Annotated in this window: 25 protein-coding genes; 1 reads left to right on the top strand and 24 read right to left on the bottom strand. The window is 52.1% G+C overall.

Translation table 11 applies throughout. The features are described 5' to 3' along the window. Positions 1 to 342: 342 nt before the first annotated feature. The 15 genes from NST37_RS11700 to NST37_RS11630 all read right to left on the bottom strand — a co-directional run bounded on the left by NST37_RS11700 (position 343) and on the right by NST37_RS11630 (position 16,002). Complete coding sequence (locus tag NST37_RS11700) at positions 343 to 1,641, bottom strand: amidohydrolase (protein ID WP_031933273.1); 1,299 nt, start codon at positions 1,639 to 1,641, stop codon at positions 343 to 345. A 15-nt stretch (positions 1,642 to 1,656) separates the two neighbouring features. Further along, positions 1,657 to 2,280 (bottom strand): redox-sensing transcriptional repressor Rex, encoded by a 624-nt coding sequence (locus NST37_RS11695; RefSeq protein ID WP_003387037.1) that lies wholly within the window; start codon positions 2,278 to 2,280, stop codon positions 1,657 to 1,659. 16 nt (positions 2,281 to 2,296) lie between these two features. Further along, entirely contained in the window at positions 2,297 to 3,196 is a 900-nt protein-coding gene (locus tag NST37_RS11690) for an MBL fold metallo-hydrolase (RefSeq protein WP_003387038.1), read from the bottom strand. 41 nt (positions 3,197 to 3,237) lie between these two features. Further along, the gene (dinG, locus tag NST37_RS11685) at positions 3,238 to 6,162 is read right to left on the bottom strand and encodes an ATP-dependent DNA helicase DinG (protein ID WP_327970341.1); all 2,925 of its coding nucleotides are present in this window, start codon (positions 6,160 to 6,162) and stop codon (positions 3,238 to 3,240) included. 87 nt (positions 6,163 to 6,249) lie between these two features. After that, a complete protein-coding gene (locus tag NST37_RS11680; protein WP_339186678.1) occupies positions 6,250 to 7,815 on the bottom strand; it encodes a tetratricopeptide repeat protein in 1,566 nt (521 codons plus the stop codon). Positions 7,816 to 7,891: 76 nt separating this feature from the next. Beyond that, positions 7,892 to 8,275 (bottom strand): aspartate 1-decarboxylase, encoded by a 384-nt coding sequence (panD, locus tag NST37_RS11675; protein ID WP_003387042.1) that lies wholly within the window; start codon positions 8,273 to 8,275, stop codon positions 7,892 to 7,894. A 23-nt stretch (positions 8,276 to 8,298) separates the two neighbouring features. Next, the gene (panC, locus tag NST37_RS11670) at positions 8,299 to 9,159 is read right to left on the bottom strand and encodes a pantoate--beta-alanine ligase (protein WP_031933271.1); all 861 of its coding nucleotides are present in this window, start codon (positions 9,157 to 9,159) and stop codon (positions 8,299 to 8,301) included. Further along, positions 9,156 to 10,019, bottom strand: a complete 864-nt coding sequence (panB, locus tag NST37_RS11665; RefSeq protein WP_003387044.1) for a 3-methyl-2-oxobutanoate hydroxymethyltransferase — start codon at positions 10,017 to 10,019, stop codon at positions 9,156 to 9,158. The genes panC and panB overlap by 4 nt, the downstream gene beginning before the upstream one ends. Before the next feature lie 263 nt (positions 10,020 to 10,282). Then, positions 10,283 to 11,266, bottom strand: coding sequence for a biotin--[acetyl-CoA-carboxylase] ligase (locus tag NST37_RS11660; protein WP_024985008.1), 984 nt, complete (start codon positions 11,264 to 11,266; stop codon positions 10,283 to 10,285). Continuing rightward, a complete protein-coding gene (locus NST37_RS11655) occupies positions 11,256 to 12,479 on the bottom strand; it encodes a CCA tRNA nucleotidyltransferase (RefSeq protein WP_024985007.1) in 1,224 nt (407 codons plus the stop codon). Before NST37_RS11655 ends, NST37_RS11660 begins: the two co-directional genes overlap by 11 nt. A gap of 132 nt (positions 12,480 to 12,611) precedes the next feature. Continuing rightward, positions 12,612 to 13,733: an N-acetyl-alpha-D-glucosaminyl L-malate synthase BshA gene (gene bshA / locus NST37_RS11650; RefSeq protein WP_031933270.1), complete on the bottom strand. Its 1,122-nt coding sequence runs from the start codon at positions 13,731 to 13,733 to the stop codon at positions 12,612 to 12,614. Between the two features lie 18 nt (positions 13,734 to 13,751). After that, positions 13,752 to 14,447: a bacillithiol biosynthesis deacetylase BshB1 gene (gene bshB1 / locus NST37_RS11645; RefSeq protein WP_003387048.1), complete on the bottom strand. Its 696-nt coding sequence runs from the start codon at positions 14,445 to 14,447 to the stop codon at positions 13,752 to 13,754. A 5-nt stretch (positions 14,448 to 14,452) separates the two neighbouring features. Continuing rightward, positions 14,453 to 14,854: a methylglyoxal synthase gene (locus NST37_RS11640; protein WP_003387049.1), complete on the bottom strand. Its 402-nt coding sequence runs from the start codon at positions 14,852 to 14,854 to the stop codon at positions 14,453 to 14,455. A 54-nt stretch (positions 14,855 to 14,908) separates the two neighbouring features. Continuing rightward, positions 14,909 to 15,661 (bottom strand): 4-hydroxy-tetrahydrodipicolinate reductase, encoded by a 753-nt coding sequence (dapB, locus tag NST37_RS11635; RefSeq protein WP_339186781.1) that lies wholly within the window; start codon positions 15,659 to 15,661, stop codon positions 14,909 to 14,911. Then, positions 15,661 to 16,002, bottom strand: a complete 342-nt coding sequence (locus tag NST37_RS11630) for a nucleotide pyrophosphohydrolase (protein WP_003387052.1) — start codon at positions 16,000 to 16,002, stop codon at positions 15,661 to 15,663. The genes dapB and NST37_RS11630 overlap by 1 nt, the downstream gene beginning before the upstream one ends. A 263-nt stretch (positions 16,003 to 16,265) precedes the next feature. Between NST37_RS11630 and NST37_RS11625 the strand changes: the two genes are divergently transcribed. Continuing rightward, positions 16,266 to 17,123, top strand: coding sequence for a YitT family protein (locus tag NST37_RS11625; protein WP_003387053.1), 858 nt, complete (start codon positions 16,266 to 16,268; stop codon positions 17,121 to 17,123). Between the two features lie 142 nt (positions 17,124 to 17,265). On the opposite strand, the gene NST37_RS11620 is transcribed toward NST37_RS11625, so the two are convergent. The 9 genes from NST37_RS11620 to NST37_RS11580 all read right to left on the bottom strand — a co-directional run bounded on the left by NST37_RS11620 (position 17,266) and on the right by NST37_RS11580 (position 23,935). Beyond that, entirely contained in the window at positions 17,266 to 18,081 is an 816-nt protein-coding gene (locus NST37_RS11620) for a sporulation protein YpjB (protein WP_031933269.1), read from the bottom strand. A gap of 48 nt (positions 18,082 to 18,129) precedes the next feature. Beyond that, positions 18,130 to 18,729, bottom strand: coding sequence for a DUF1405 domain-containing protein (locus NST37_RS11615; protein ID WP_003387055.1), 600 nt, complete (start codon positions 18,727 to 18,729; stop codon positions 18,130 to 18,132). 74 nt (positions 18,730 to 18,803) lie between these two features. Next, positions 18,804 to 19,601 carry a menaquinol-cytochrome c reductase cytochrome b/c subunit gene (locus NST37_RS11610; protein WP_003387056.1) on the bottom strand — a complete coding sequence of 266 codons (798 nt, stop codon included), beginning with the start codon at positions 19,599 to 19,601 and terminating at the stop codon, positions 18,804 to 18,806. 26 nt (positions 19,602 to 19,627) lie between these two features. After that, the gene (locus NST37_RS11605; RefSeq protein WP_003387057.1) at positions 19,628 to 20,299 is read right to left on the bottom strand and encodes a cytochrome b6; all 672 of its coding nucleotides are present in this window, start codon (positions 20,297 to 20,299) and stop codon (positions 19,628 to 19,630) included. Between the two features lies 1 nt (position 20,300). Further along, positions 20,301 to 20,819, bottom strand: a complete 519-nt coding sequence (locus NST37_RS11600) for a ubiquinol-cytochrome c reductase iron-sulfur subunit (RefSeq protein ID WP_003387058.1) — start codon at positions 20,817 to 20,819, stop codon at positions 20,301 to 20,303. A gap of 229 nt (positions 20,820 to 21,048) precedes the next feature. Continuing rightward, positions 21,049 to 21,456 carry a DUF2487 family protein gene (locus NST37_RS11595; protein ID WP_003387059.1) on the bottom strand — a complete coding sequence of 136 codons (408 nt, stop codon included), beginning with the start codon at positions 21,454 to 21,456 and terminating at the stop codon, positions 21,049 to 21,051. Between the two features lie 81 nt (positions 21,457 to 21,537). Next, entirely contained in the window at positions 21,538 to 21,753 is a 216-nt protein-coding gene (locus NST37_RS11590) for an IDEAL domain-containing protein (protein ID WP_003387061.1), read from the bottom strand. A gap of 9 nt (positions 21,754 to 21,762) precedes the next feature. Next, on the bottom strand, positions 21,763 to 22,878 hold the full coding sequence (locus NST37_RS11585) for a hypothetical protein (RefSeq protein WP_003387062.1): 1,116 nt from the start codon (positions 22,876 to 22,878) through the stop codon (positions 21,763 to 21,765). A 118-nt stretch (positions 22,879 to 22,996) separates the two neighbouring features. Then, positions 22,997 to 23,935 (bottom strand): tetratricopeptide repeat protein, encoded by a 939-nt coding sequence (locus NST37_RS11580; protein ID WP_003387063.1) that lies wholly within the window; start codon positions 23,933 to 23,935, stop codon positions 22,997 to 22,999. Between the last annotated feature and the right edge of the window lies 1 nt (position 23,936).

Genomic DNA, 23,936 nt, shown 5'->3' with positions numbered 1-23,936 from the left:
TATGAATTCTGGGAAGGTTTTAGAACAGGACGGAAAACTTGCTAAACATACGACCCGGCACCTGGGCCATACTACAGATACACCCCGAGGAGGTGAGCGCGTGAAGCTGTCAAACCAAACGACATCTCCTGACCTCTTAGGGTCTATGCTGCAGGATTATCGCGTCTCCTGGGCAGCATTGTCTTCACCTCTAAGAGCATCGTCTCACTCATCCCCACTGGAATTTCGCCATACCTCGCTTGCGGAAGTATGGCGAAAATAAGTCGGCATGGTGACCAATCAAAATCCCTCTACCTACACCTACAACCTTTCTCCTGTCCCCCATGACAGGAGCCTTTTCCCTTATCGCTTCAATTGCTGAAACATCCGGTTGGCTTCAAAAATAACGCGCTCCTCGTCGACGGTGAGAAGCTCTCTGTTGCGCATCAGGAAAGAACCGGCCACAATCGTATCCTTAACATCGCGGCCATTTGCTGCGTACACGACATGGGACACGGGATCATGAGCCGGATGGAAATGCGCCTGATGACTGTCAAGCACAATCAAATCCGCTTGTTTCCCAGTCTCGATCGTTCCGAGTGTATCCGGCTGGAATACGCCCTCTGCGCCATAACGGGTTGCCATGCGCAGCGCTTCCTCGGCTGGAACTGCGACGGGGTCGTTGTTTACGCCCTTGTGCAAAATGGCAGCCAGCTTCAGCTCCTCAAACAGGTTGAGGTTGTTGTTGCTCGCGCTGCTGTCTGTTCCGAGGGAAACGTGAATCCCTTTTGCCAGCATTTTCGGTACTGGCGCCACTCCACTTGCCAGCTTCAGGTTGCTGACGACATTATGCGATACCTTCACGTGATAGTTTGCCAAGACGTCGATCTCTTCATCCGTGAGGTGAACGGCGTGGGCGAGCAAAGTTGGACGATTGAAGACACCCAGCTTTTCCAGGTGAGCAACCGGGCGAACCCCATAATCCTTTACATTCTGACCAACTTCCCACTCCGTCTCCGACATGTGGATATGGATCGGCAGAGACAGCTCCTCCGCTTTTTCCACAATTTGTGTGATAAATTCCGGTGGGCAAGTGTACGGAGCATGTGGAGCCATCATGACGGTCACGCGTCCATCCGCCTGGTTATGCCATTCACGGGCGAAAGAAACGGCATCCCGCAGCTTTGCCTGACGCTCTTCCTCGGAGCAAAGGCCGATCATTCCGCGGCAGAGACGCGCTCTCATCCCGGACGCTTGCACGGCTTTTGCCACTTCATCCATATGATCATACATATCGACGAATGTCGTCGTACCGGTCCGAATCATTTCGATAAGGGATATGTATGTGCCCCATTTCACATGCTCGGACGTGAATTGTGCCTCCAGCGGCCACATTTTGTCTTCGAGCCACTGCTGGAGCGGCAAGTCATCCGCATAACCGCGGAGCAGCGACATTCCTGCGTGCCCGTGTGTATTGATGAAGCCTGGCAGCACATAATCCCCTTTCAGATCAATCACTTCGTCATAGCCGGAGAGATCATCGGGGGTCGGACCGACGTACGTAATACCCGCTCCTTCAAATCCGACAGCTCCGTCCTGAATCACTTCATTTTGGTCATTTGCGGTAATTACCGTTGCATGGGTCAATATGGTCTTTTTCATCGTTACACTCCATTCTTACGTCAAGTAATAAGCAAGGCTCTGCAAACTGGATGTCACATCGGCATAGTGGATCCTGACATCGCGTTCGGTGCGAATCGTGGTGGGAGCAAAATTCAAAATCCCTTCAATCCCGGCCTCAAACAGCAGGTTGGCGACCGACTGGGCCGCCGCTGCTGGCACTGTTAGGATGGCAAGACGAATTTTCTGCTCTTTCACGGTCTGAATCAGCTCTTCCAGTGGCTGAATGGTGATTCCCGCGAGCACTTTTCCGCATTTGGCCGGGTCATTGTCAAAGATAGCCGCAATCCGCATGTAATCCTCTACCTGCGCATTGTAATTGCTAATGGCGTGTCCCAGATGCCCGGCCCCGATCAGCGCCACGCGAATTTCCTCGCTCAATTTTAAGATCTGACGGATTTTTTCTACCAAATAGTTCACGTCATAGCCGATGCCCTTTTTGCCGAAATCCCCAAAGGAAGAGAGATCTTTTCTGATTTGGGCAGGGTTGACGTCGAGATTTTTGCCCATCTGCTGGGAGGACACCGTCGTCACGCCCACTTGCTGCAGATAGCTTAGGTAGCGCAGATAAATCGGCAACCGGCGCACAACCGCTTCCGAAATCTTTTCACTTTTGGCCACGTACGGTCGATCCTCCTTACTTTTTTCTTTTCAAAACGCGATAATCCTTTCCATTGGAGAGGATCGTGATGGTTCCGTTCTGACTGGTAATGTAGGTCTCAACCCAGGATTCGCCGAGCCGCTCCAGCACTTCTTCCTGGCCATCCTTTAGCTTTTCTCTCGGCTTTCCGGTTAAAATGACCGCCACTTGCGGATCCACCTTGCTCAAAAATGGCTGCGAGGAAGCCTGATTGCTGCCTTGAGCAGCAACCTTCAAAACCGCTGCTTTCAATTGATCTGCGTGTTTCTCAAGCAGCCTCTCCTCGGCCTTTTCATTCATCGCACTGGCGAAGAGAAAAGACAACTTGTCATGCCGCAATTGAAAGACAAGGGAGTTGTCTTGCGGAGACAGGAACAGCGGTTCACTCGGGTGCAGGACCTGGAGCATCACATCTTCGTCCAGTCTGATTGCTTCTCCGTCAGTAACAGTCACTGCCTTTTTTGCTGCTTTGAGCGGGGCCGCGTTGCGAATCGAAGACTCAATCGGACGGGGCAAAATGACGTTCTCTACAAGCACCCGCTCCACAAGAAAAGCGAAGCCCCCTGCGTGCCCCGGCAAATCATTTGTCAAGACCACGTAATCCAACCGGGTAATTTTCCGTTCGGTCAGCGCCGCAAACAAGCGGGGCCAATCCTCAGCGCTTCCGGTATCAACGAGCATGTTTTTTCCATTCGGCAATCGAATCAAGGTTGCTTCCCCGTGCGGCAGCTCCAGATAGTGGATGACAAGCCCGATGAATTCACTCTCGTCTTCACTTGCGAACGGATCTTCTACTTTTACCGCCTTTTGCAAGTGGTTGTCGATCGAGCAGCCGGGTATCAAAAGCATTGTGACAGCCAACACCAACAGCCAAGCTCTTCCCGCTTTCCACAGCATTTATTTTATCACCTATATCCCTGTGAGACTATTGATTCATTTTATGAATCAGACAGGGATTGCATGCCCCGAAGAAACGGAGCGATGTCTTCGCGCAGGGTTGTCCAGGGGCCTGTTCTCGTATCGAAAGGTGGGAGCGATTTGAGAAACGAGCGTCCGTAGCGGGATTCCACGATGCGTGTATCAAGCACGACAACTACACCGCGATCGTCCTGGTGGCGGATCAGTCTTCCGACCCCTTGTTTGAATTGGATGACAGCCTGAGGCAAAGCGATCGACATAAACGCGTTTTTGCCCTGCTCTTTTACCTGCTCTGCCCTCGCCTGATAAATCGGGTGGTTCGGCGGAGTAAACGGAAGGCGTACAATCACCAGACAGCTCAATGCCTCGCCCTGGATATCTACCCCTTCCCAGAAGCTGCTCGTCCCCAGGAGAACGCTGTTTGTTTCTCTCTGGAACATGCGCACCAGCTTTGTCCGGTTGTTGCTGTCGATTCCGTGTCCGAGCAGTGTATAAGGCTCGTTGTCCAGTTGTTCCTTCAAGCCTTGGTACACCACACGCAGCATCGAATAGGAGGTGAACAGGATCATTGTCCGGCCGCCTGCTGCCCTGATGGCATCCACGCATCCCTGAATCACGGCCTCGAGGTACTGCTGCTCGCTCTCTTTGCCCAATGTAGGCAGATCGGATGGAATCAGCAGGAGCCCTTGCTTTTCATAACAGAACGGAGACGGCAGCTGGAGTGTTCGGACGCGCTCCTCTGGCAGCCGGTCGAGCCCCATCCTTTCCAGAATATATGAAAAGCTGTCTTTGACTGTCAGCGTCGCCGAGGTGAGAATCACGCTTCTGCGCTCGTCAAAAAGCGGTTCCGCCAAGCGTGTTGCCACTTGCAGCGGCGCAGCATGAAAGTACACTTGCTTTTTCGGGGTGCGAGACTCGATTTCCATCCAGCACACATACTCATCATCCGGCTCCAGGAGAAAGAAGTGAACCATTTCCATCCCTTCTTGCCACTCCTTCAGCAAGCCTGCAGCATCGGTATGAAGACTTTGCAGTTCAAAAGACGGCTTTTCGCCGGATGGCATGGAAGACAAAAGCGATTCCAGGTCAGACGCGTAGATCGACATCGATTCGATTACCCGCCGGGCCGTTTTTCGGATTCGCTCGTGCTTGCCGGAAAAAGACAGCGTCTGGTAACGGACCGTATCTCTTCCGGTATCGGAGGTCTCTTCTCCTCGGTCTGCCGCCCACTGATACAACAACTGCGTCAGTTGCTGGGCCTTTTCCTTGAGCCGGAGAAAATGCTCATTCATGCTTGCCCGCACCGAATTGACAGCCGCTGCCTTCTCATTTCCTGGCCAAGCCAAGAGCTGCTCGGCAAAACGGTGGAGATAGCTGCCCTCCTCCGGATTGGCTCGCTCCAGCAAAAACAAGAGCTGGGCCGTCGAAAATTGCTTGCCCAGATGGTGGGTTGCCACACTCTCCAAATGATGGGCCTCGTCAATGATCGTGATGTCATGAGCAGGCAGGATTCTTTTCTCAGCCTGCAGATCGCTGATGAGCAATGCGTGATTGACGATGAGAACATCTGCTTCGGCGGCTCTTTCCCGCGCCTGAAAGTAATAGCAGCGGCTAAACCATGGACAATTCCGGTGAAGACATGAATCCGTATCGCTTTTCACCTGCTGCCAGTACAACTGGCCGGTTGACGGCATGCTTAATTCTTCGACATCCCCGGTCTCGGTCTGGGTCAGCCAGGTCACCATTTGGCCTTTCACCAGCCGGAGCTCCTGGCTGCTGCCTTCCATGGACTCTTCCAGACTCTGTTCAAATTTTCGCAGACAGAGGTAGTTCCCTCTCCCCTTGAGCGTGGAAGCCCGGAAGGAGAACGGGAGCGACTGCTGCAGCGCGGGGATTTCTTTGTGAAACAGCTGCTCCTGGAGCTGAATCGTATTCGTACTGATGACGACAGGCTCGCGCCGCTGCTTCGACCAGAGGATGGCCGGCAGCAAATACGCGAGAGATTTGCCGGTGCCGGTCCCCGCTTCCACTAGCAAGTGAGATCCCTTCTCCATCGAGTCAAAAATGGCCCGCATCATCGATTCTTGGGCCTCCCTCCGCTGGTACCCCGCAAGGTTGCGGGAAAATGCGGCTTCTTCCCCAATCATCTGTTCGATCATGTCCTCAAACGAAGAAGTGGCCGGCAAGCCTGGGCTTTCTTCCCTTTTCAGAGAAGCTTTGAGGCGTTCCGGCTTTTTGCGCAGAGCAAGCTGCCTGTACACATCCCATTTTTCGGAATCGTCCGGGTCTGACATCCCGTCAGCGTCCCGCCCGAGCGTATCCAACTGGTCCATCGATCCCCATTTTTTCATCTCAAAGAACCGCAAGAGCTCCGAAATATCGGAACGAAAAGAAGAGACCAGCATCTGCAGGCGTTGGATGGTCACCAGAGGCAGCTCATTTATAATGTCCAGCAGATGCAAAAACAGCTGGGCCGTAGCCAAAGCGTCACTGTCCGCCTGGTGCGGACGATCATGTTCAATGTGCAGGTCATCAGCCAATTCTCCCAACCGATAGCTGCCTTGCATCGGCAACAGGAAACGAGAGAGCTCGACCGTGTCCAGTACATATCCGTCAAACGTATAATAGCCCTGGCTCAGCAGGGCTTCTTGCAAAAACTGAAGATCGAAGCTGGCATTATGCGCGACGAATGCCCGTCCTTCCAGCATGCGAAGGAATCGCGGCAGGACCTCCTCCATTGTTGGCGCATCCGCTACCATCTCGTCGGTAATGCCAGTCAATTGCTTAATAAAAGGGGGAATCGCCTGTCCCGGATTGATCAGGGTGGAAAATGACTCGGTAATATGTCCGTCGTCAATCGTAACGGCACCGATCTGAATGATGCTGTCTCCCTGTCTGGGATGGCTCCCCGTGGTTTCGAAGTCTACTACGATGAAACGATTCAAGCTATGGTCACCTCGTACTTGCGCGGCCCGTATCATGTCCGCTTCCCTAACACTTCGGCAAAGACCGGGAAATTTCCTGCTCCCTGATCAAGGATGCAAAAGTTCGCTCTCGGCTACGTGTTCCCCCAGCTTGCCTGCGCACATTTGCAGATAAAACGGTATTTCCCTGAAGTGATCGCTGTGCGGCAATACCCGGCGGAAATATTGTTCGGCCAGTCGCCAGTTTTCCTCTGCCAAGGCGATCCGCCCCAGGTGGTAGTATCCGAGTGATCGGACGTATGGATCCTGGTCTTCGGTAAACGGCTTTGCCAGTTGTTTGGCCGCCAAAATATCCCCCATCCATTCATAGGCCGTGATCATTCCCGATTGGGCAAGGCGATGATCCCGCTGCTTCAGCAAAATGAACCGGAAGGCTGCCAATGCCTCTTCGATTTTGCCGTCAAATAACAGCATCCAGCCATAGCTAAAGGTAAAGTCGAGCTGATCGGGGGCCAGGGCGATCGCCTTTTTCATCAATGTCAAAGCGCGGCGCGTTCCGGCGATGAGCCACGTGTTCCAGGCCAGCCCATGCCAAGCATGGCCGTCTTGCGGATAACGCTCGGTCAGGAAGTGATAGCAGATCTGTGCCCGGTGGTAATTCCCCAACGATTCATAGAGGGAGGCCATCTCCTGCAGCGTCGCGCTGTCAAGATTGCGGTTGGGCAGCCTAAGTCCGCCAGGCGGCGCCAGCTCCGCTGCCGGGTCGCTCATTTGCAGCAGACGGGCTGCCCGCAGCCAAAGCATCTGCGCTTCCCAATCCTGTTCTCCTTCATCGAGCACCTTCTCGATCGTCTCCATGGCCTCGTGGATGTATCTGTCTTCCAGATAGCACAGCGCCAAGTTAAACCAGGCATCCCGGTGATCGGGCTTGATCGAAACGGCTTCCTTGAACGCTTGGGCAGCTTCCAGCCACTGCCGTTCTTCGGCCAGGATGCATCCGATGGCATTATAGCTGATCGCCGTGACCGCAGGGGAGCTGGCCGATCTGCTAAGGAGGCGAAATTCCCGCAGCGCCGTTTCCTTTTCACCGCAAAACAAGAGACTGTACCCGTAATACAACCGCCCGCTTTCCCAGTCCGGAGACTGGTCTACCAGCTCGGCAAAACAGCGTTTGGCATCCTGGTACATCCGGAGGTGGTAAAAGCCCTCTCCTTTCCGAAACATATGCTCATATTCCCGATGCAACTCGAGGTGACCCTGCTTTTGCTGGGAAGCTGCTTGTGCCAAGGACTGCTCTTCGGCCGTAGTCGCGCCGTCTGTCAAAGCGGATTGCAAATCCTTCCACTCAGATGTGGAAGCGTTTTGATCTGCTTTTGGCTGTTTCCCCTCGGTCTTCGGCTTGTCCTGTGATGTATACGATTGTCCAGCAAGAGGCTCGCCAAAAGCTTCTTCCTGCTCATCATCCTGGCCTTCCATCTTTTTAATCTGCCGAATTGCAGCAGACAGCTTCTCTTCAAACTGCAGCCACAGATCGACGACTCTGTCGCTTACCTGGCGAAGCTGAAACAACTGATCAGCAAGCTGAAGCTTTTCATGCTCGGAAGCCGCCGGCCACCTTTGTTCAATTGTTTCCGCTTTTGTTTGCAATGTATCAAACCATTCTTCCAGCTTCAAAAAAAAGCCACCCCCTGTGAGGCGTGTGTAGTCTCATTGTTTCACAAGGGATGGGGCTCTATGCAGATTCTCCCGATTAATAGACGGTGGCGTGTACTTCCTCGGCGAGAAGCTGTGCAATTTTATTGTGCTCATCCATGATCGCAACCCGCGGTTTGTGGCTGCGGGCTTCTTCATCGCTTACCAGCGCATAGGAAATGATGATGACGATATCGCCGGGCTGCACCAACCGGGCTGCCGCTCCATTCAGGCAAATAACGCCGCTTCCCGGTTCTCCCTCGATCACGTACGTCTCCAGACGAGCTCCGTTGTTGTTGTTGACAATCTGCACTTTTTCATTCGGCAAGATGTCCAAGGCATCGAGAATGTCCTTGTCAATCGTAATACTTCCTACGTAATTCAGATTCGCTTCCGTTACCGTTGCCCGGTGAATCTTTGCTTTCATCATCGTACGAAACAAAGGGGAATCCTCCTTTTCCTGCATCAAACTGTCACAATCACGTTGTCAATCAAGCGTGTTTTGCCAAATCGCACAGCCAGGGCGATCAATACCCGGTCTCCCTTTTCCGGTGCTTCTGGCTTTGTCAAATCAGGGTATCGCAACAGCTCTACATAATCGATGTCCGCCAGCGGCTCGGCCTTGATGGTACGGATCATCTCATCCCGGACGCTATCGAGGTCTGCTCCGCTCGCCACTTTCTTTTCGGCTAGCTGCAGGCTGCGGTACAAGACAGCAGCCTGTTTTCGTTCTTCGGCGCTGAGATAAACATTTCGCGAGCTCATCGCCACGCCGTCTGCTTCGCGGACAATCGGGCAAGGGATGATGGTCACAGGCACGGAAAGATCCCGTACCATCTGCTCCACAACAGCAACCTGCTGCGCATCCTTTTGTCCAAAAAAGGCGTAATCGGGCTGCACGATCTGGAACAGCTTCAAAACGACTGTTGCCACACCGTCAAAATGACCGGGACGGGAGCGGCCGCAGAGCGGTTCCGAGACGCCTGAGACAGAGACGTTTGTTTTTACTTGCTGCGGGTACATTTCCCCTACACTGGGCGAGAACACAAAGTCAACACCGGCAGACGCCGCCATCTTCAAATCCCGCTCCATATCGCGAGGATAACGGTCAAAATCCTCGTTTGGCCCAAACTGCAGCGGATTGACGAAAATGCTCATTACGACGATCTCACAGTGTTTTTTTGCTTCATTCACCAAACTGAGGTGTCCCTCATGCAAGTAACCCATCGTCGGTACGAGCCCAACCCGTTTTCCCTGACGACGAGCTTCTTTCAGATGCTGCCGCAGCTCGGCAATCGTCACTACTTGCTGCATGGTCTGCATCATGACCGTAATCCCCCTCCTCCGTACAGCTTCGAAACCATTTCTTCTTTGGCATGAAAGACATGTTCCGGAGCGGGGAAACGGCGTTCCTTTACTTCGGATACATAATCACGCACTGCGTCCCGGATGGAAGTGCCGACATCCGCGTACCGTTTCACGAACTTCGGCTGCAATTGCGATGCGTACCCCACCAGGTCATGAAAAACGAGGACTTGTCCATCGCAAGAACTGCCAGCGCCGATGCCGATAACCGGAATGTCCAGTTTGGCGGAAATAAGCGCTGCCACCTCTTCCGGCACACATTCCAGCACGAGGGAGAAAATGCCTGCCTCCTGCAATGCTTCCGCCTCGTCCATCAGCCGGCGCGCCGCTTCCAGATCCCTTCCCTGGACCTTGTAGCCGCCTAATTGATGAACAGCCTGGGGGGTCAAGCCGATATGACCCATCACGGGTATGCCCGCCTGCACGCAACGTTTTACGAGCGGAACAAGTTCGGTGCCCCCCTCCATTTTGACGGCCTTTGCCAACCCTTCCTGCAAGAGCCTGCCCGCATTTTTCACGCCTTCTTCTACGGTACCGTGATAGCTGAGAAACGGCAAATCCGCCACGACGAACGCTCTCTTGGCCGCTCTGGTCACAGCTTTGGTATGGTGCAGCATGTCATCCATTGTCACTGGCAGCGTCGAGTCGTATCCGAGTACGACCATGCCGAGTGAATCACCGACAAGGATCATTTCGGCCCCGGCCTCTTCCACCAGCTTGGCTGAGGGAAAATCGTAAGCGGTAATCATGGCGATTGGTTCGCCCGCATGTTTTTTTGCGCGCAGATCAGACGTTGTGATCGGCGCCAGGTTGTTTGTCATCTCTCTCCCACCTCTACATGCGCCCTTTCCCGTGAGACCAGTACGGAAACAAAAAAACCTTCTCGCCGATAAAGGGAGAAGGTTGTCCACGCAAATACCTGGCAACATCATCAATGTCGCCGGATTCCTTCTGTCTCGGTCCACACAGGCTCTGAGCAGATTGTTGTCCATAGCATTACACAGAATGAAAAGAAAAACCCCACATACGGGAGTGCCGGTCGGAAACCCGATACAGCCTCCACTCATGGAGTATATCAAAAGAATCAGGAATTTGCACCATAATTGACGTCTGCCGAGTACACCTTGTGCCTCTTTCCAGTAGCGTCTTCCAGGATCAGCACGCCTTCCTCGTCCAGGCCAATCGCCCTTCCTTCGAGCGTATGCTGAATCGTGCTCACGGTAATCCATTTGCCGATCGTATAGGAGTGCTGCTCCCATTCCGATTTGACCCGCTCAAAGCCCTCCCGCAAATAGTGATCGTATTCCCGCTCAAAATTCTCGCAAAAGCGCTGGATGAAAGCGACCCGCTTGATCGGCTTGCCCGATTCGATGCGAAGGGAAGTCGCGATCGAGGACAGCTCCGGCGGGACGTCCTTTTGCTCGAGATTGGCGTTGATCCCCATTCCGATCACCAGGTAGTTGACGCGGTCCGACTCTGCATTCAATTCCGTCAAAACTCCGCTGACCTTCTTGTCGCCGATAAAAAGATCATTGGGCCACTTTATTTTGATGTCAACGCCGGTTTCTTCCCACATCGTCTTGGCCAACGCTACCGCGGTCAACAGCGTCATTTGCGGAGTTTTGGGCAGCGGAATTTCGGGTCTGATGATCAGACTCATCCAGATACCGGTCCCCCTCGGAGAATGCCAGGGGCGGCCAAGTCGTCCCTTTCCGCCCGTTTGCTGCTCCGCGATCACTAGTGTTCCCTCAGGCGCACCTTTGGCGGCAGCCTCGTGCGCCAATGGCTGCGTCGAGAGAACGGTGTCATACGCCAGAACCTGCTGGCCGATCCGATAGGTGCTGAGTCCGGCTCTGATCTCCTCCGCTGAAAGGCGGTCGGGTGCAGCGATCAAGCGATAGCCTGATTTCCGCAGAGCCTCAAACTCATACCCGTCCTTGCGCAGCTCCTCGATATGCTTCCAGATCGCTGTACGCGAGCATCCACAGGTCTGACTCAGCTCCTCCCCGGAGATGAACTCCCCGGGTTTTTCATGAAATGCCTTGATAATCTCTTGCTTAATATTCATGACGGGCAACCTCTTTCTTCGCTTCCTCAAGCAATGCCTCCGGCGTATTCGCCAAACCGTAAAATGCCGTCTGCTCCCACAGATGCTGCAGCATGTGCTGTACCCATTGGCCGGGCTTTTTGTCCAGCAACGTATACAGTTGCTTTCCGTTCAAGGCCAATTCCTGCACCGATTTGACAGGCATTTTTTCGCAGGTATCTTCCAATGATTTTTTCAAATCAAGAGCCGGCATGTTTTTCCATACGGCCTCAAGAAGATTCGACAGCTCCAGACAGAACGGCAAACCCGTTTGCAAGAGCAGGGGCCTCCAGTCGATCACAGTTGGTTCATCCCATTTCGGCTTCAATTGCGTAATATGCTGGACAAAGGAACAGACCGCTTCTGTCTCCCGTTTTGACAGCTTCAGCTCATGGCAAACGCCTCTTGCCTGATCGGGGTCAAGCCCGGCCGCATACATCAGCAATGCCCATTTTTGCGGAAGGTTCGCAAGGAAAGGCAATCGCGAGACATACTCCTGTCTCACCGAGAAAAGGCGCTGCAGCAAAGGTGATGTGTGCAGTGCTGCCGTCTCCGCCAAAAGCCTTGCCCCTACCTCCGGCGCTGGACTGTCCATGATTTTATGCAGTTCATCACGAACTCGCTCCATCGCGATATGGGACAGCAGAAAAGAGGTTTCGCTCATGGCTGCAAGAGTTGCGGGCTCGATCTGAAAGTGTAATTGTGCGGCAAAGCGAACAGCCCGCAAAATACGAAGCGCATCCTCTCGAAAGCGTTGAACCGGTATGCCTACCGCCCGAATCAGACCGTTTTCCAGATCAGCCTTGCCCTGAAGGGGGTCTTTCAAACAGCCATTCCGATCCATGGCAATGGCATTCATCGTAAAGTCCCTTCGCTCCAAATCGATTCGCAGCTCCGAGACAAAACTGACTTCGCTCGGCCTGCGAAAATCTTCATACCTTCCTTCAGTGCGATAGGTCGTCACTTCATAGAGCGAGCCGTCCAGCTTGACAGAAACAGTCCCATGCTTGAGTCCTGTCGGCACATGGTCGGGGAACAAGCGCATCACGTCGCCTGGATGGGCATTGGTACATATGTCTATATCATGCACAGGTCTATTCAGCAGCCAGTCACGGACGCAACCGCCGACGAAATAAGCCTCGTACCCGTTTTCCTCCAGTATTTTCAAAATGATTTCTGCCTGTTTCTTTCCCACACGTTACACTCCGTTTTCGTCCGCCCTGGTTAGTAGGAGGCGTAGTTGATGAAATTTCTCATGGGTTTATTTATTATGATTTCGAAGCTGTTTCAGCTTGCAAAAAGCAGTCCGGTCCGTTCCGTCCATAAATCAAGATTGATTGATTAATTGCAGATAGAGCGACTCGTACTCCGAAGCGATCTTGTCGTGACAAAATGTTTCACATGAGCGCTCGATGCTGCTCCGGGAAAAGCGGGCGTACAATTCTTCATCCTGCAGTAAACGCAGCGTCTGTTCAGCCATTCCAGCCACATCTCCGATTGGGCGGAGAAACCCGCACACGCCGTCCAACACGACTTCCGGCAAGCCGCCAGCCAGTGTAGCGACCACAGGTACGCCACATGCCATCGCTTCCAAGGCTACGAGTCCAAAGCTCTCTTTTTCGGAAGGAAGCAGCATCACATCCGCCATCGAGATGACTTCGGCAACATCCTCCTGCTTCCCGAGGAAATGAACGTCTCCCTCCAGGCCTTTTTCAACGATTTTCTGGCGTACCATGCTCAGATCAGGCCCTTCTCCGATCAACAGCAGCTTTGCCGGCATCTGATCCCGGACCCTTGCGAAGACTTCAATCACGTCCTGTGAACGCTTGACCGGTCGGAAGTTGGAAATATGCATGATAATTTTCTCGCCGTTCGGGGCAAATACCCGCTTGATTTCGCTTACTTCCTTGGGGTAGTACCGGCGCTTGTCGACGAAGTTATACACAGGGACAATGTCTTTCTCCACGTGAAGCAATTCTTTTGTCTGGCGTATCAAATCATGGGATACCGCCGTGACCATGTCGCTTTGTTCGATCCCAAAGCGGATCAGGCTGCTCAAGCTCGAATCGTAACCGAGCACCGTGATATCGGTCCCGTGCAAAGTCGTGACGATTTTAAGCTGCTCGCCCACCATCTGTTTGGCCAGATAGGCACAGAGAGCATGCGGTACGGCGTAGTGAACATGCAGAACGTCCAGCTTCTCGTTCTTTGCCACTTGTGCCATGCGGTTCGCCAGCGTCAGATCATAGGGCGGATATTTGAAGACGTCGTAATGACTGACCTCTACCTCGTGATAAAAAATGTTGGGGTGAAACTTCCCGAGGCGAAACGGCATGCTTGATGTAATGAAATGCACCTGATGCCCGCGTTCGGCAAGAAGCTTCCCCAGCTCTGTCGCCACAACGCCAGAACCTCCCAGTGACGGATAGCAGGTAATTCCGATGTTCATTCTTGATTTCACCTCTGTTTACAAACGATCCAGCACATAGGGTGTGGCGCTGACAAACCCTTCGGCATACATAACACCAGACTGCTGTCCGAATAACCGCTCCCGGTATTCCACTGATTCCAGATAGCCGTTATTCAACGGGGTAGCGACTGTCCCCTCTTCACGTTCAAATTGGCTCCGGTAACAGCGCAGCACATCCATTTTTTCTTTGTAGACAGATGTAATGTCTACAACGACATTTGGTGTCACGGTCGTATTGATAAAGTAGTACAACAGTTTTTCCGGACGATAAGCAGGAAGCGACAGGCCAGCCGGGTACTTGCGGATTCCCGCGGAAAACACGGCTTCGCGGACGATTCTGCTCACGCTTTCGTGATCGGGATGCCGGTCTTGCCAATAAGGAGCGAGCACAACGCGCGGTTTGATCTGCCGAATCAAATCGACCGTCCGGCTGATAGCCTCTTCCTTTACAGCTTCCAGGCCGCGGTCAGGCAACCCGAAATTGTACCTTGTAATTCCCCCTAAAGCCCGGTCTGCCGCCGCTGCTTCCTGCTGCCTGCGCTCTACGGTCCCATTGGAAGAGAGCTCTGCATAGGTCAAGTCCAGGATTCCGACACGCTCTCCTCGTTTTGTGGCGAGCAGCAAGGTTCCTGCGGCGCCTATTTCCACGTCATCGGGATGCGCTCCGATTGCCAGGATATCTACACGATCCATGCGTTTCACTCCTTGTGAACAATTTCCCGCCAGCTAAGCTCACCGCGTTCCAGAGCTTTCAATAAGACCTCAGCCGTTCCCAGATTGGTGGCAAACGGGATTTTGTGCACGTCGCAAAGTCTCAGCAAAGCGATAATATCCGGCTCATGAGGCTGAGCCGTCAGCGGGTCGCGCAGGAAGATGATCAGATCCATTTCATTCCGTGCGATCATGGCCCCAATCTGTTGGTCACCACCAAGCGGTCCGGAAAGGAAACGAGTCAGGGTCAAGGAGGTCGCCTCCATGATCCGAAGACCTGTCGTACCGGTTGCATACAGCTCGTGTTCAGATAAAATGCCTTCGTACGCCATGGATAGGTTTACAATCTCTTCTTTCATCCGGTCATGGGCAATCAATGCGATTTTCAATCAGACCTCTCCCTTGCTGTCAGTAGGAATTAAACGATCGTTTAAAAATGCAACCTAGTCGATCAAATGCTCCAGTCCATAGACCAATTGATTGAGGTTCATCACGGCTTTAATGGCCATGTTCACGCCAGGCATGAACGATTCGCGGTTGATCGAATCGTGCCGAATCGAAAGAGTCTGACCAGCCGCTCCAAACAGCACTTCCTGATGAGCCACCATCCCCGGCAAACGAACGCTGTGGATGCGAAAACCATCGTAGTCAGCACCCCTGGCTCCAGCGATTGTTTCTTTCTCTTCCGGATGCCCTTGCTTCATGTTCTCCCGGACAGCAGCGATCATTTCTGCTGTTTTCAATGCGGTTCCGCTTGGTGCATCCAGCTTTTTATCGTGGTGAAGCTCGATAATTTCCACATGCGGCATGTATTTTGCTGCCATCGCCGCGAATTTCATGCACAAAATGGCCCCGATCGCAAAGTTCGGGGCAATAATGGCTCCAAGCCCCGCTTCTTTATAGCGGGCCGTCAAGTCTTCCAATTGCTCCGGAGTAAGCCCGGTCGTCCCGACAACCGGTCTTACATTGTGACGCAAGCACAGCTCCATATGCCGATAAACCGTATGCGGAGTCGTGAAGTCAACCAGCACATCCGGCTTCATCTCTGCCAGCTGCCGCTCAATTACTTCATCACTCACCCTCGTGTCCAATGCTCCAGTATAGACCAGCTCCTGATCCTCGCCAAGCATTTTGACGACTTCTTGTCCCATTCGGCCTTGCGCTCCTGCAACCGCGATACGAATCTGTTTTTCCATCATTCTTCCGTCTCCTCTATTCTTGTCCACCGGTCTTTATCCCGTGTGTTGAACTTATGCATGATACGGTCAAATGCCTCTTGCAGGTCGATGCCGAGCGAATTGGCAAAACAGAGCACAATAAAGAAAACATCACCCAGCTCCTCTTCGACCGTTTTTTCGCCCTCATCCTTTTTCTTTGGCTTTTCGCCGTAAAAATGATTGATCTCCCTTGCCAGCTCGCCCACTTCTTCTGTCATTCGGGCCATCATTGCCAAGGGGGAAAAATAACCTTCTTTAAACTGTGATATGTATTGATCTACTTCTTGCTGGATTTCCTCCAGGGTTTTGCGCTGAGTCATCGGGTCACTCCTTTTGCAGCCTTGATTTGCCATTGCCTTTATCGTAACCGAAACAGGGCCGTTTGCCAAATCTCAATACGCTGCGACTGGCAGCATATGGACATTTCCATCAGCCTTCAATTATAATGGCTGTCGTATACATCAAAGCAACTAGGTATGATAAACAAAGTTTCGCCAGTATGAAGGAGGCACCCGAAGGGCACGGGATCTGGCTGCGCATGGATGCTTATTCGAGGCAGTTTCGCCAGTTTAAGGAGGACTTTATGAAAATTCGGTTGACAAGCATTATTGCCATCATCATTGGTTCTGCCATCATGGGGTTTGGCATTAACGCCTTTAATATTCCCAATAACCTGGCAGAAGGCGGAATCACAGGGATCAGTATCTTGATCAAGCTGCTTTTCCCGAGCGTCGACCAAGGTATTGTGTTTTTCTTGCTGAACATTCCCCTGTTCATCCTCGGCTGGAAGGTTTTGGGGCGGACTGCTTTCATCTATACCATTTTGGGAACTGTCTCGTTATCCGTTTTTCTCTCCTTGTTTGAAGGTGTCTACCCGATGCCGATGCAGGACCGCCTGCTCGCCTCCCTGTTTGCCGGGGTTGCTGTAGGTGTCGGACTGGGGATCATTTTCCGATACGACGGAACGACGGGTGGAGTCGACATCATTGCCCGATTGCTGCAAAAATACATGGGAATTAGCATGGGACGTACACTCTTTTTCGGAGATATTCTCGTCATCGGAGCATCCCTTGTCTATTTGAATGTGGAAAGCGCGATGTACACGCTGGTGGCGGTATTTATCGCTGCGCGAGTGATCGACTTTTTTCAGGATGGAGCGTATGCCGGAAAAGCGCTCACCATCATTTCCGATCACGCAGACGACATTGCCAAACAAATTCTTGACCTTGGCCGCGGCGTAACACTTTTGGCGGGAAAAGGGGCATTCTCCGGCGCAGAAAAGCAAGTCGTCTATGTCGTCGTTAGCCGAAATGAGGTAATGCGCTACAAAAGCATCGTACAGGGCATCGATCCTCACGCGTTTGTGATCGTCAATGATGTTCATGAGGTGCTTGGCGAAGGCTTTACATTGGACGAAAACAAGCAGCCTATACGGAGTTAACGATTTAAGCCAATCAACGGGAAAACACCTCGGGATTTTTTCATCTCGAGGTGTTTTTTTCGGGAAAGTATAAAAGCCTAATAAGAAGAAAAAGAGGACAGGCATAAGGCGGTTAGCTTCAGCATCTATCTCCTCCACGCTGCTACGATACCGTCCGGAACTGTCCCTGATACTTTTTCCACGCTACGTAGGCCAAGGTCATCAAAACAGCCGCTACGATGCTGAAAATCAATCCAAAAGGCGATTCGCTGCTGATCAGGTAGGCAATCGTGCTCTTGTCTTCGCCGATAAAAGCTTCCTGCATGCTGGTTTGCAGTTCCCGCAGAGCGCTCCGGATTTGATTCCATTCGATTTTGCTGTTCCTCATTTCCTTGGAGATGGCGTCATATGCCGAATCGATTTTCTTTAGCTGTTGTTCGGGAAGATGGATCGTCATCGCTGGTCTGATCACGTGATACAACCGAGAGTTTTCTTCGAATTGTTCGCGAAAATGAGCGTAATCACGCTTGACCGCAGATTCCAACAAATCCTGCAGCTGTGCAGAAACGGACGTGTAATAGCCCCTCCACATCGGCTGATGATCATGTGTCAGCGCGTCGATAACGACTCGTACACGAGTAGCATGCTCCAGCAGTTGCTGCTCATCGAGCGCCGTGTTGTTCAAGCCGTTCCTGGCAGCAAGAATTGATTGCGTGACCGCATTCAAGCTTTCGATTCTCAGCGTTTCCGGCAGCTGCAGATGAGGGAACTGCTCTGCCAGCATCCGGACCCGCTGCCGGGCCGACTCCAGGTCCCCTTTTCGTGCTGCGTCCAACATCTGGTGAGCTATGTCATCCAATGCGGCAAGCTGCTTTTCCTCCGCCGGCCGCTCAAGGTTCGTCAGTAATGAATGAATCGGCCACGATAAGAGCAAGCCGATCACCAGGAAGAACAGCAGGAACCGGATGTTCTTCTTCACACAAAAACCCTCCTTCCCTTAGTACAACCTATGGAAAGGAGGACATGTTTAGACCTTGTTTCTGCCGAATCGCATATTGGCAAACCAAATAATCGAGATCGAAACGATACTGAGAAGCACTGTACAAAAACCGATGATACCCGTATAGGGATCGAGCACGGCAGGCAGCCACGGATGAATATCCATCACATAATCGAGGAAATCATTGTTCAATGTCCATAGTGCAGCAATTCCTACAGGAAGCCAGCTCAATTTATAAAAACGAGCATACAACACGGACTCGGCGGCCATTCCAGTATGAGAAACCAACAGCATAATATCGGTTCCGCGAATGGGATTCCCCATCATCCAGCCGGCAATGATAATCGCTACCGCCCATATGCCGTATTTAAAATTAGTAATGCCAGCGAGGGCTTCCAAAACAGGAATGTGGCGTCCGAGCAAATACGTTAGCAACACCAGGGTAAACAAACCACTGCCTGTCGGGCTGTCCGGGACGAACAAGCGAAGATACGCCGGTGTGTCAGCTAATTGATTGCCGTACCAGATGAATCCATAAATGGTTCCTAGCAAGTTTACGACAAACAGGGTCCAGAGAAACCACCTTTTCCCTAATGACTGCCAAAACCACTCCCATAACAAGCTCATGAAAATCGTCTCCCGCTATGTTCGCCGCTAAAGAAAAAGCTGACCGAACGACAGTCAGCTTTTTCTTTATAGGCTTATTTCAAGGATGCCAGGTACTCTGCAAGTTTTTGGATCTCTGCCTCGTCCTGAATCAGGCCGCCAGGCATCTGTCCTTTACCGTTCTTGATGACTTCTGCAATCTGTGCAGCGTCGAGCTGGCTACCGATCTTTTGCAGATTCGGTCCGAGTGCGCCTTCCATGTTTTTGCCGTGGCAACCCATGCAACCCGTTTGTGCTGTCCAGAGAGGATCTGGCTTGAAGCTTGGGTCGGCTGGTGCTGCAGGAGCAGCAGCGCCGGAGCCACCGCCGTGTCCGCCGCTTCCGCCCTTGCTGGAGGCATGGTTCAGAGAGTGCTCATGGTCAGCTGCCCAAGTCAGGTAAAAGATACCAACCAACGCTGTCAGCATCAGGCCTGTCGCAACAGGACGACGAGACGGACGGCGGTCTTTACCAGTGTCCAGCCAAGGTGCCAGCATCAAAGCACCGAACGCAATACCTGGGATGACAACTGTTCCGAGGACGACCCAGTCCCCTGCAGCCCAAGGATACTTGAGCAATTGGTACAGGAACAAGAAGTACCAGTCAGGCAGCGGGATGAACGAAGTGTCGTTCGGGTTTGCCAAATCGGTCAAAGGCGATGGGTGTGAAACCGTTAACACCAGGAAACCGACCAAACAAACAGCTGCGACCATCCATTCTTTCAGCAGGAAGTTCGGCCAAAACGGCTCGGATTTTCCCGGAAAATCCGAATAAGATGGGGCAATATTCGGGATGCGCTTCGCCGATATTCGGGAGTCTCCGACGAAGGTAGCATCTTTGTCCTGTTTTGCCATGCTAATACCTCCTTAGTATCGAAAACTTATAGTGGGCCCGAAATACCTTGCACCCGAATCATAACGAAGTGAGCTCCCAACAGTCCAAGCAGTGCGCCTGGGAGGAAGAACACGTGAATCGCGAAGAAGCGAGAAAGCGTCGTCGCCCCTACGATGTCCCCACCGGTCAGCAGCGTCTTCAAATAAGGTCCGATCAGGGGAACAGAGTTTGCGATCTCCAGACCTACCTTTGTTGCGAAGTACGCAGTGTTATCCCAAGGAAGCAGGTAACCGGTGAAACCGAGGCCGAGCATTACGAAAAAGATCAGAACGCCCACTACCCAGTTCAGTTCGCGTGGACGCTTGTAGGAACCGGTAAAGAATACGCGCAATGTATGTAGGAACATCATTACGATAACCAAGCTGGCTCCCCAGTGGTGCATACCGCGAACGATTACGCCAAAGGCTACTTCGTTCTGCAGGTATTTTACCGATTCGTACGCGTTGATAATATCTGGTACATAGTACATGGTCAAGAACATACCAGACAGAATTTGAATGACTGTAATAAAGAACGTAAGGCCACCAAAGCAGTAAACAAATGCAGAGAAATGGTGAGCAGGGTTTACGTGCTCCGGTACTTCATGGTCGGCCAAATCCCGCCACATCGGAGTAATGTTTAAGCGTTCATCGACCCAGTCATACATTTTTTGCAACATGTTAGCCACTCACCCCCGGACGTGGATTTGGTTTCAGTTTGCCCAGATAGAGCTTGCCGTCTTTTACTTCCGTCTCGTATTCATCGAGGGATGCTGTCGGCGGTGTACCCAGAATGTGTGCCCCTTCAATGTCATAGCGTCCAAGGTGGCACGGGCAGAAATACTCGTTTGGATGATTCGGGTCGGTATTCCAGTTGACCGTGCAACCCAAGTGCTTACAGATTGGGGACAGAGCGAGAATCTCACCCTTCTCATTCTTGGTTACCCATGCAGACAAGGTCGATTCGGATTCATACCAACCGTCCTTGGTATGTACCTTAAATTCCACAAGCTTTGGCTCTGGACCAAAATCATCGACACTACCAACAGCTACTGTATCTCCACCCGCATGGCCCTTGAGCAAGGGGTCGACCGCAAAACGGATCATAGGTGTGATCATACCCGCAGCAAGGAACCCGCCAGTTCCCATAAGTGCGTAGTTTAGAAATGTTCGCCTGGAAATTTCTCTGTTATCGCCCATCTCTTTTTCCCTCCTTATCCTGTAGAATCGCACAACGATGGCGTTTTCAATACATATACACTAGGTCAATCCCAATCATAGCTAACGCCTAAAAAGATGTCAAGAATGTCCAATAGACATGCCGCATGGCAATCGCGCAAGTAGAAGAGATTGTTACCATTTTGTCAAATATGGCATATTGCTTCTCTGATTTTCCTAGTGTCTCCAAAAATATCAAGCATTAATGCCTCTATTTCTCCTGCCACATGCGGATGACTTCCTGAGTCAAAATGTCGACCGTAACCTCGAACCGGAGGGGGGAATCGAGGTCCTCATCGCCAACTGTCAGCCTGCGCGCTTCTTGACCGAGCAGCTTGATATCATCTCCGCTGAACTGAAGCAGGATGCAATGCTGAAAGCCCTCGGGAAACTGCTGCGGGATCGGTTCGTGCCCAAATTGGTAGCAGAGTGGAAACAGAAGCACTCTCCCCTTCAACTTCTGCTCAATCGAGGCTGCCACATTTAACAGATAACTCGTTCTCATCACATGATCCACGAGCTTTGTGTCCGGACGGTACAAATAAAGAGGGAGCAGCGCAGTATCCACGAAGGGCTGCAACTCCTCCCACTTTTCCATTTCCTGTATGTTCCATTGCATATGCCGTCTCCTCTTTCCTGTTTTTTTCTGGAGACTAGCGTATCACGAAATCCGCAGCTCTAGCAATTGTCCTTTCCCAAACTACGTGGCTTCGTAAGCCATGATTTCACGCAGCTCGTTCGTCAAGACGAGGAAGCGCTCCTTGTCCTTTTCCGCTAAAGCTTCGTCAATTTCCTGGTACAGCGTTCTCTTCCGGTACAGCCGCACTTGCTCGTCGATCAGCATTTCGGAAAGCAAACCGGATACTTGCTGATTGTTCGTTCCATATGTATTCGAATAAAAATTTGGCCACTCCATGCACATCCCTCACTTCAATAAAATGGTAGATTCTGTAAATCCATTGTATTTGCGAAGCCAAGATTGGCTGGCGTACGTCCCGGAGTAAATCCACTCTTCACCCGACTGGCCGACGCGAATCAAGCCAAGGTGGACCATCATTTTTAAAATCCGATTCACCAGAATATTGTTCGGATCATCATAGTAAAAAGCGCGAATCCAGGGAAGAAGACTTCTCGCAAGAGCCGTCTGAGTGACCCAGCCGCTTGCTGCCATCATCGGTATCAGTTGGACGAGCATGGGCAGATTCGGTACGGCACGCTTGTACAGCCTCATCCAGAAGCGGATGACTTCGTGATACAATGCGTCACTATACGGTTTCTGCAATTGTTCATTGCCCGCTTCCGTGAGTGATACCTGACCCGGAACCTCTTCGATCCACCTCTGGTAGTAGCAAAAATCGTAGATGAGAGAAAACCTGTCCGGATACAGATCAAAATGCAGACCGTAGCCAAAGCGCCAGCGCTCCGGCGTGAGCGGCTCCTCCTTCACCTGCAAAAATTGAAGCACCTGCTGCTGATACCGTTTGTACATCCCGCCTTCTGCAGTCAATGGGACGGGCTCCCGCTGAAGAAATCGCAAAAATTGCATGATATCGTCAACAAGGGCCGTGCCTTCATCCCGATACGCATCCGGCTCCAAAACGAATGCATTTTCGTCCTTCTGCCATTTTTGCAGCCAAGTGTGAAGAAGCGGCTCTCTGATGTCCAGCGGCACCTGGTACTGTCCGATCGTCCTGCTTTTTGCCGGAAAAATCCAGCCGCGCTTCATCGCTTTCGCTACGTATTTGCGGGCCTCCTCCTGCTTGCCTTCCTTCTTCGCATCCAAAGCTACGCCGGCCTTTGCGAGAAGGTCCTCCAGAGACATCTCCGTGCGCTTGTCCAAGAACAGGAGCAGAAAAAAATGCGTCTCTTCCGGCGACAGCTGTTCGATCTCGCGGGAGATTGTCTGCTTATGGCGCAGGTTGGCCAGCAACGTAGTGATCAATTCGTTTTTTGAGTGAGGATTGCATTCACAGCCGTAATGGTCGGCCATCTGATTGAGCTGCCGGATGTCGGTGTAGACTAAAATCTCTGCCAAGTTCATCTGGGCATCCCTTCCTTAACGAAGGCTTTTGTTACCCACCATTCTTGTCCAATTTCCGGCAAAATAAACAGGAAGCCACAATAGTGACTTCCCTAGGAAACAAGCAATTTGCCCGCATTTACTCTTCGTCTACATTCCAAGCATCGAGCAGCTTCTGGTATTCTTTTGCGTCCTCATAGCGTCCGGATTGCGTCAACAGGGCGACCAGCCTGCGGATTTGATCGAGATCGAAGCCCGACAGCTCCACGTATTGCTCAAGCGCTTCGATCGATTTTTCCGTTTTCCCCATGGAGAGGAAAATGTCAGCCGCCAACGGATACCCGGCGACGTACTCTTCATCCAGCGCGAGCAATCTTCCCACATAATCAGCTGCCTCTTCGACATTGCCCGTATGAAAAGCCATCAGGGCACAGCCGTACAGAATCTCTGCGCTTTGCTCCTGTTCGAGAGCATGCTGGTACAGATGATAAGCCTGCTCAAAGTCTCCATTCTGAGCCAGAACGCGGGACTTCGAGAGGAGCAGCTCCACACTTTGCTCCCCGGCCTGTTCCAGCGCTTTCATCGCTTCATCATCTTTGCCGATCTGGAAGTACATGTTCCCAAGCGCCGTGAGAATTTCCTTGTTGTCAGGTTCCTTCTGGCGCGCCTGTTCCAGGTACTTGATGGCGACCTCATCCAGCCCTTGCATGGCGTACAGATCAGTCAGCAATAGGTCCAGCCGCAGGTTCTCATAGCCGGACTCCTTCAATTCGTACAAGATGTGCTGCGCCGCTTCAAAATCGTTCCCATCCAGCGCAATTTCCGCCAGGAGCAGCTGGCACTCCCGTCGCAGCGGCGGATCAAGCTCAGGATTTGCCTTCATGACCTCTGCAAGCAATTCCGCCGCTTCATCCAGATGGCCCAATCGATACCACACCTCCGCCAGATACAGCATCACTTCCGGCAAATCCTTGCCATGCTCCTGAACCTTTTGGAGCGCTTGCAGCCCTAGCTCCACTTCATCGTTCTCAATCCGCTTGATCGCTTCGTCGATCACATACAGCCACTGTTTCGTCATT

The organism is Brevibacillus sp. FSL K6-6036 (genome assembly GCF_037964015.1).
In the GTDB taxonomy this organism is placed as follows: Bacteria; Bacillota; Bacilli; order Brevibacillales; family Brevibacillaceae; genus Brevibacillus; species Brevibacillus borstelensis.
Note: the sequence above shows the minus strand (reverse complement) of the source record. Positions and strands in the feature narration are given on the sequence as shown.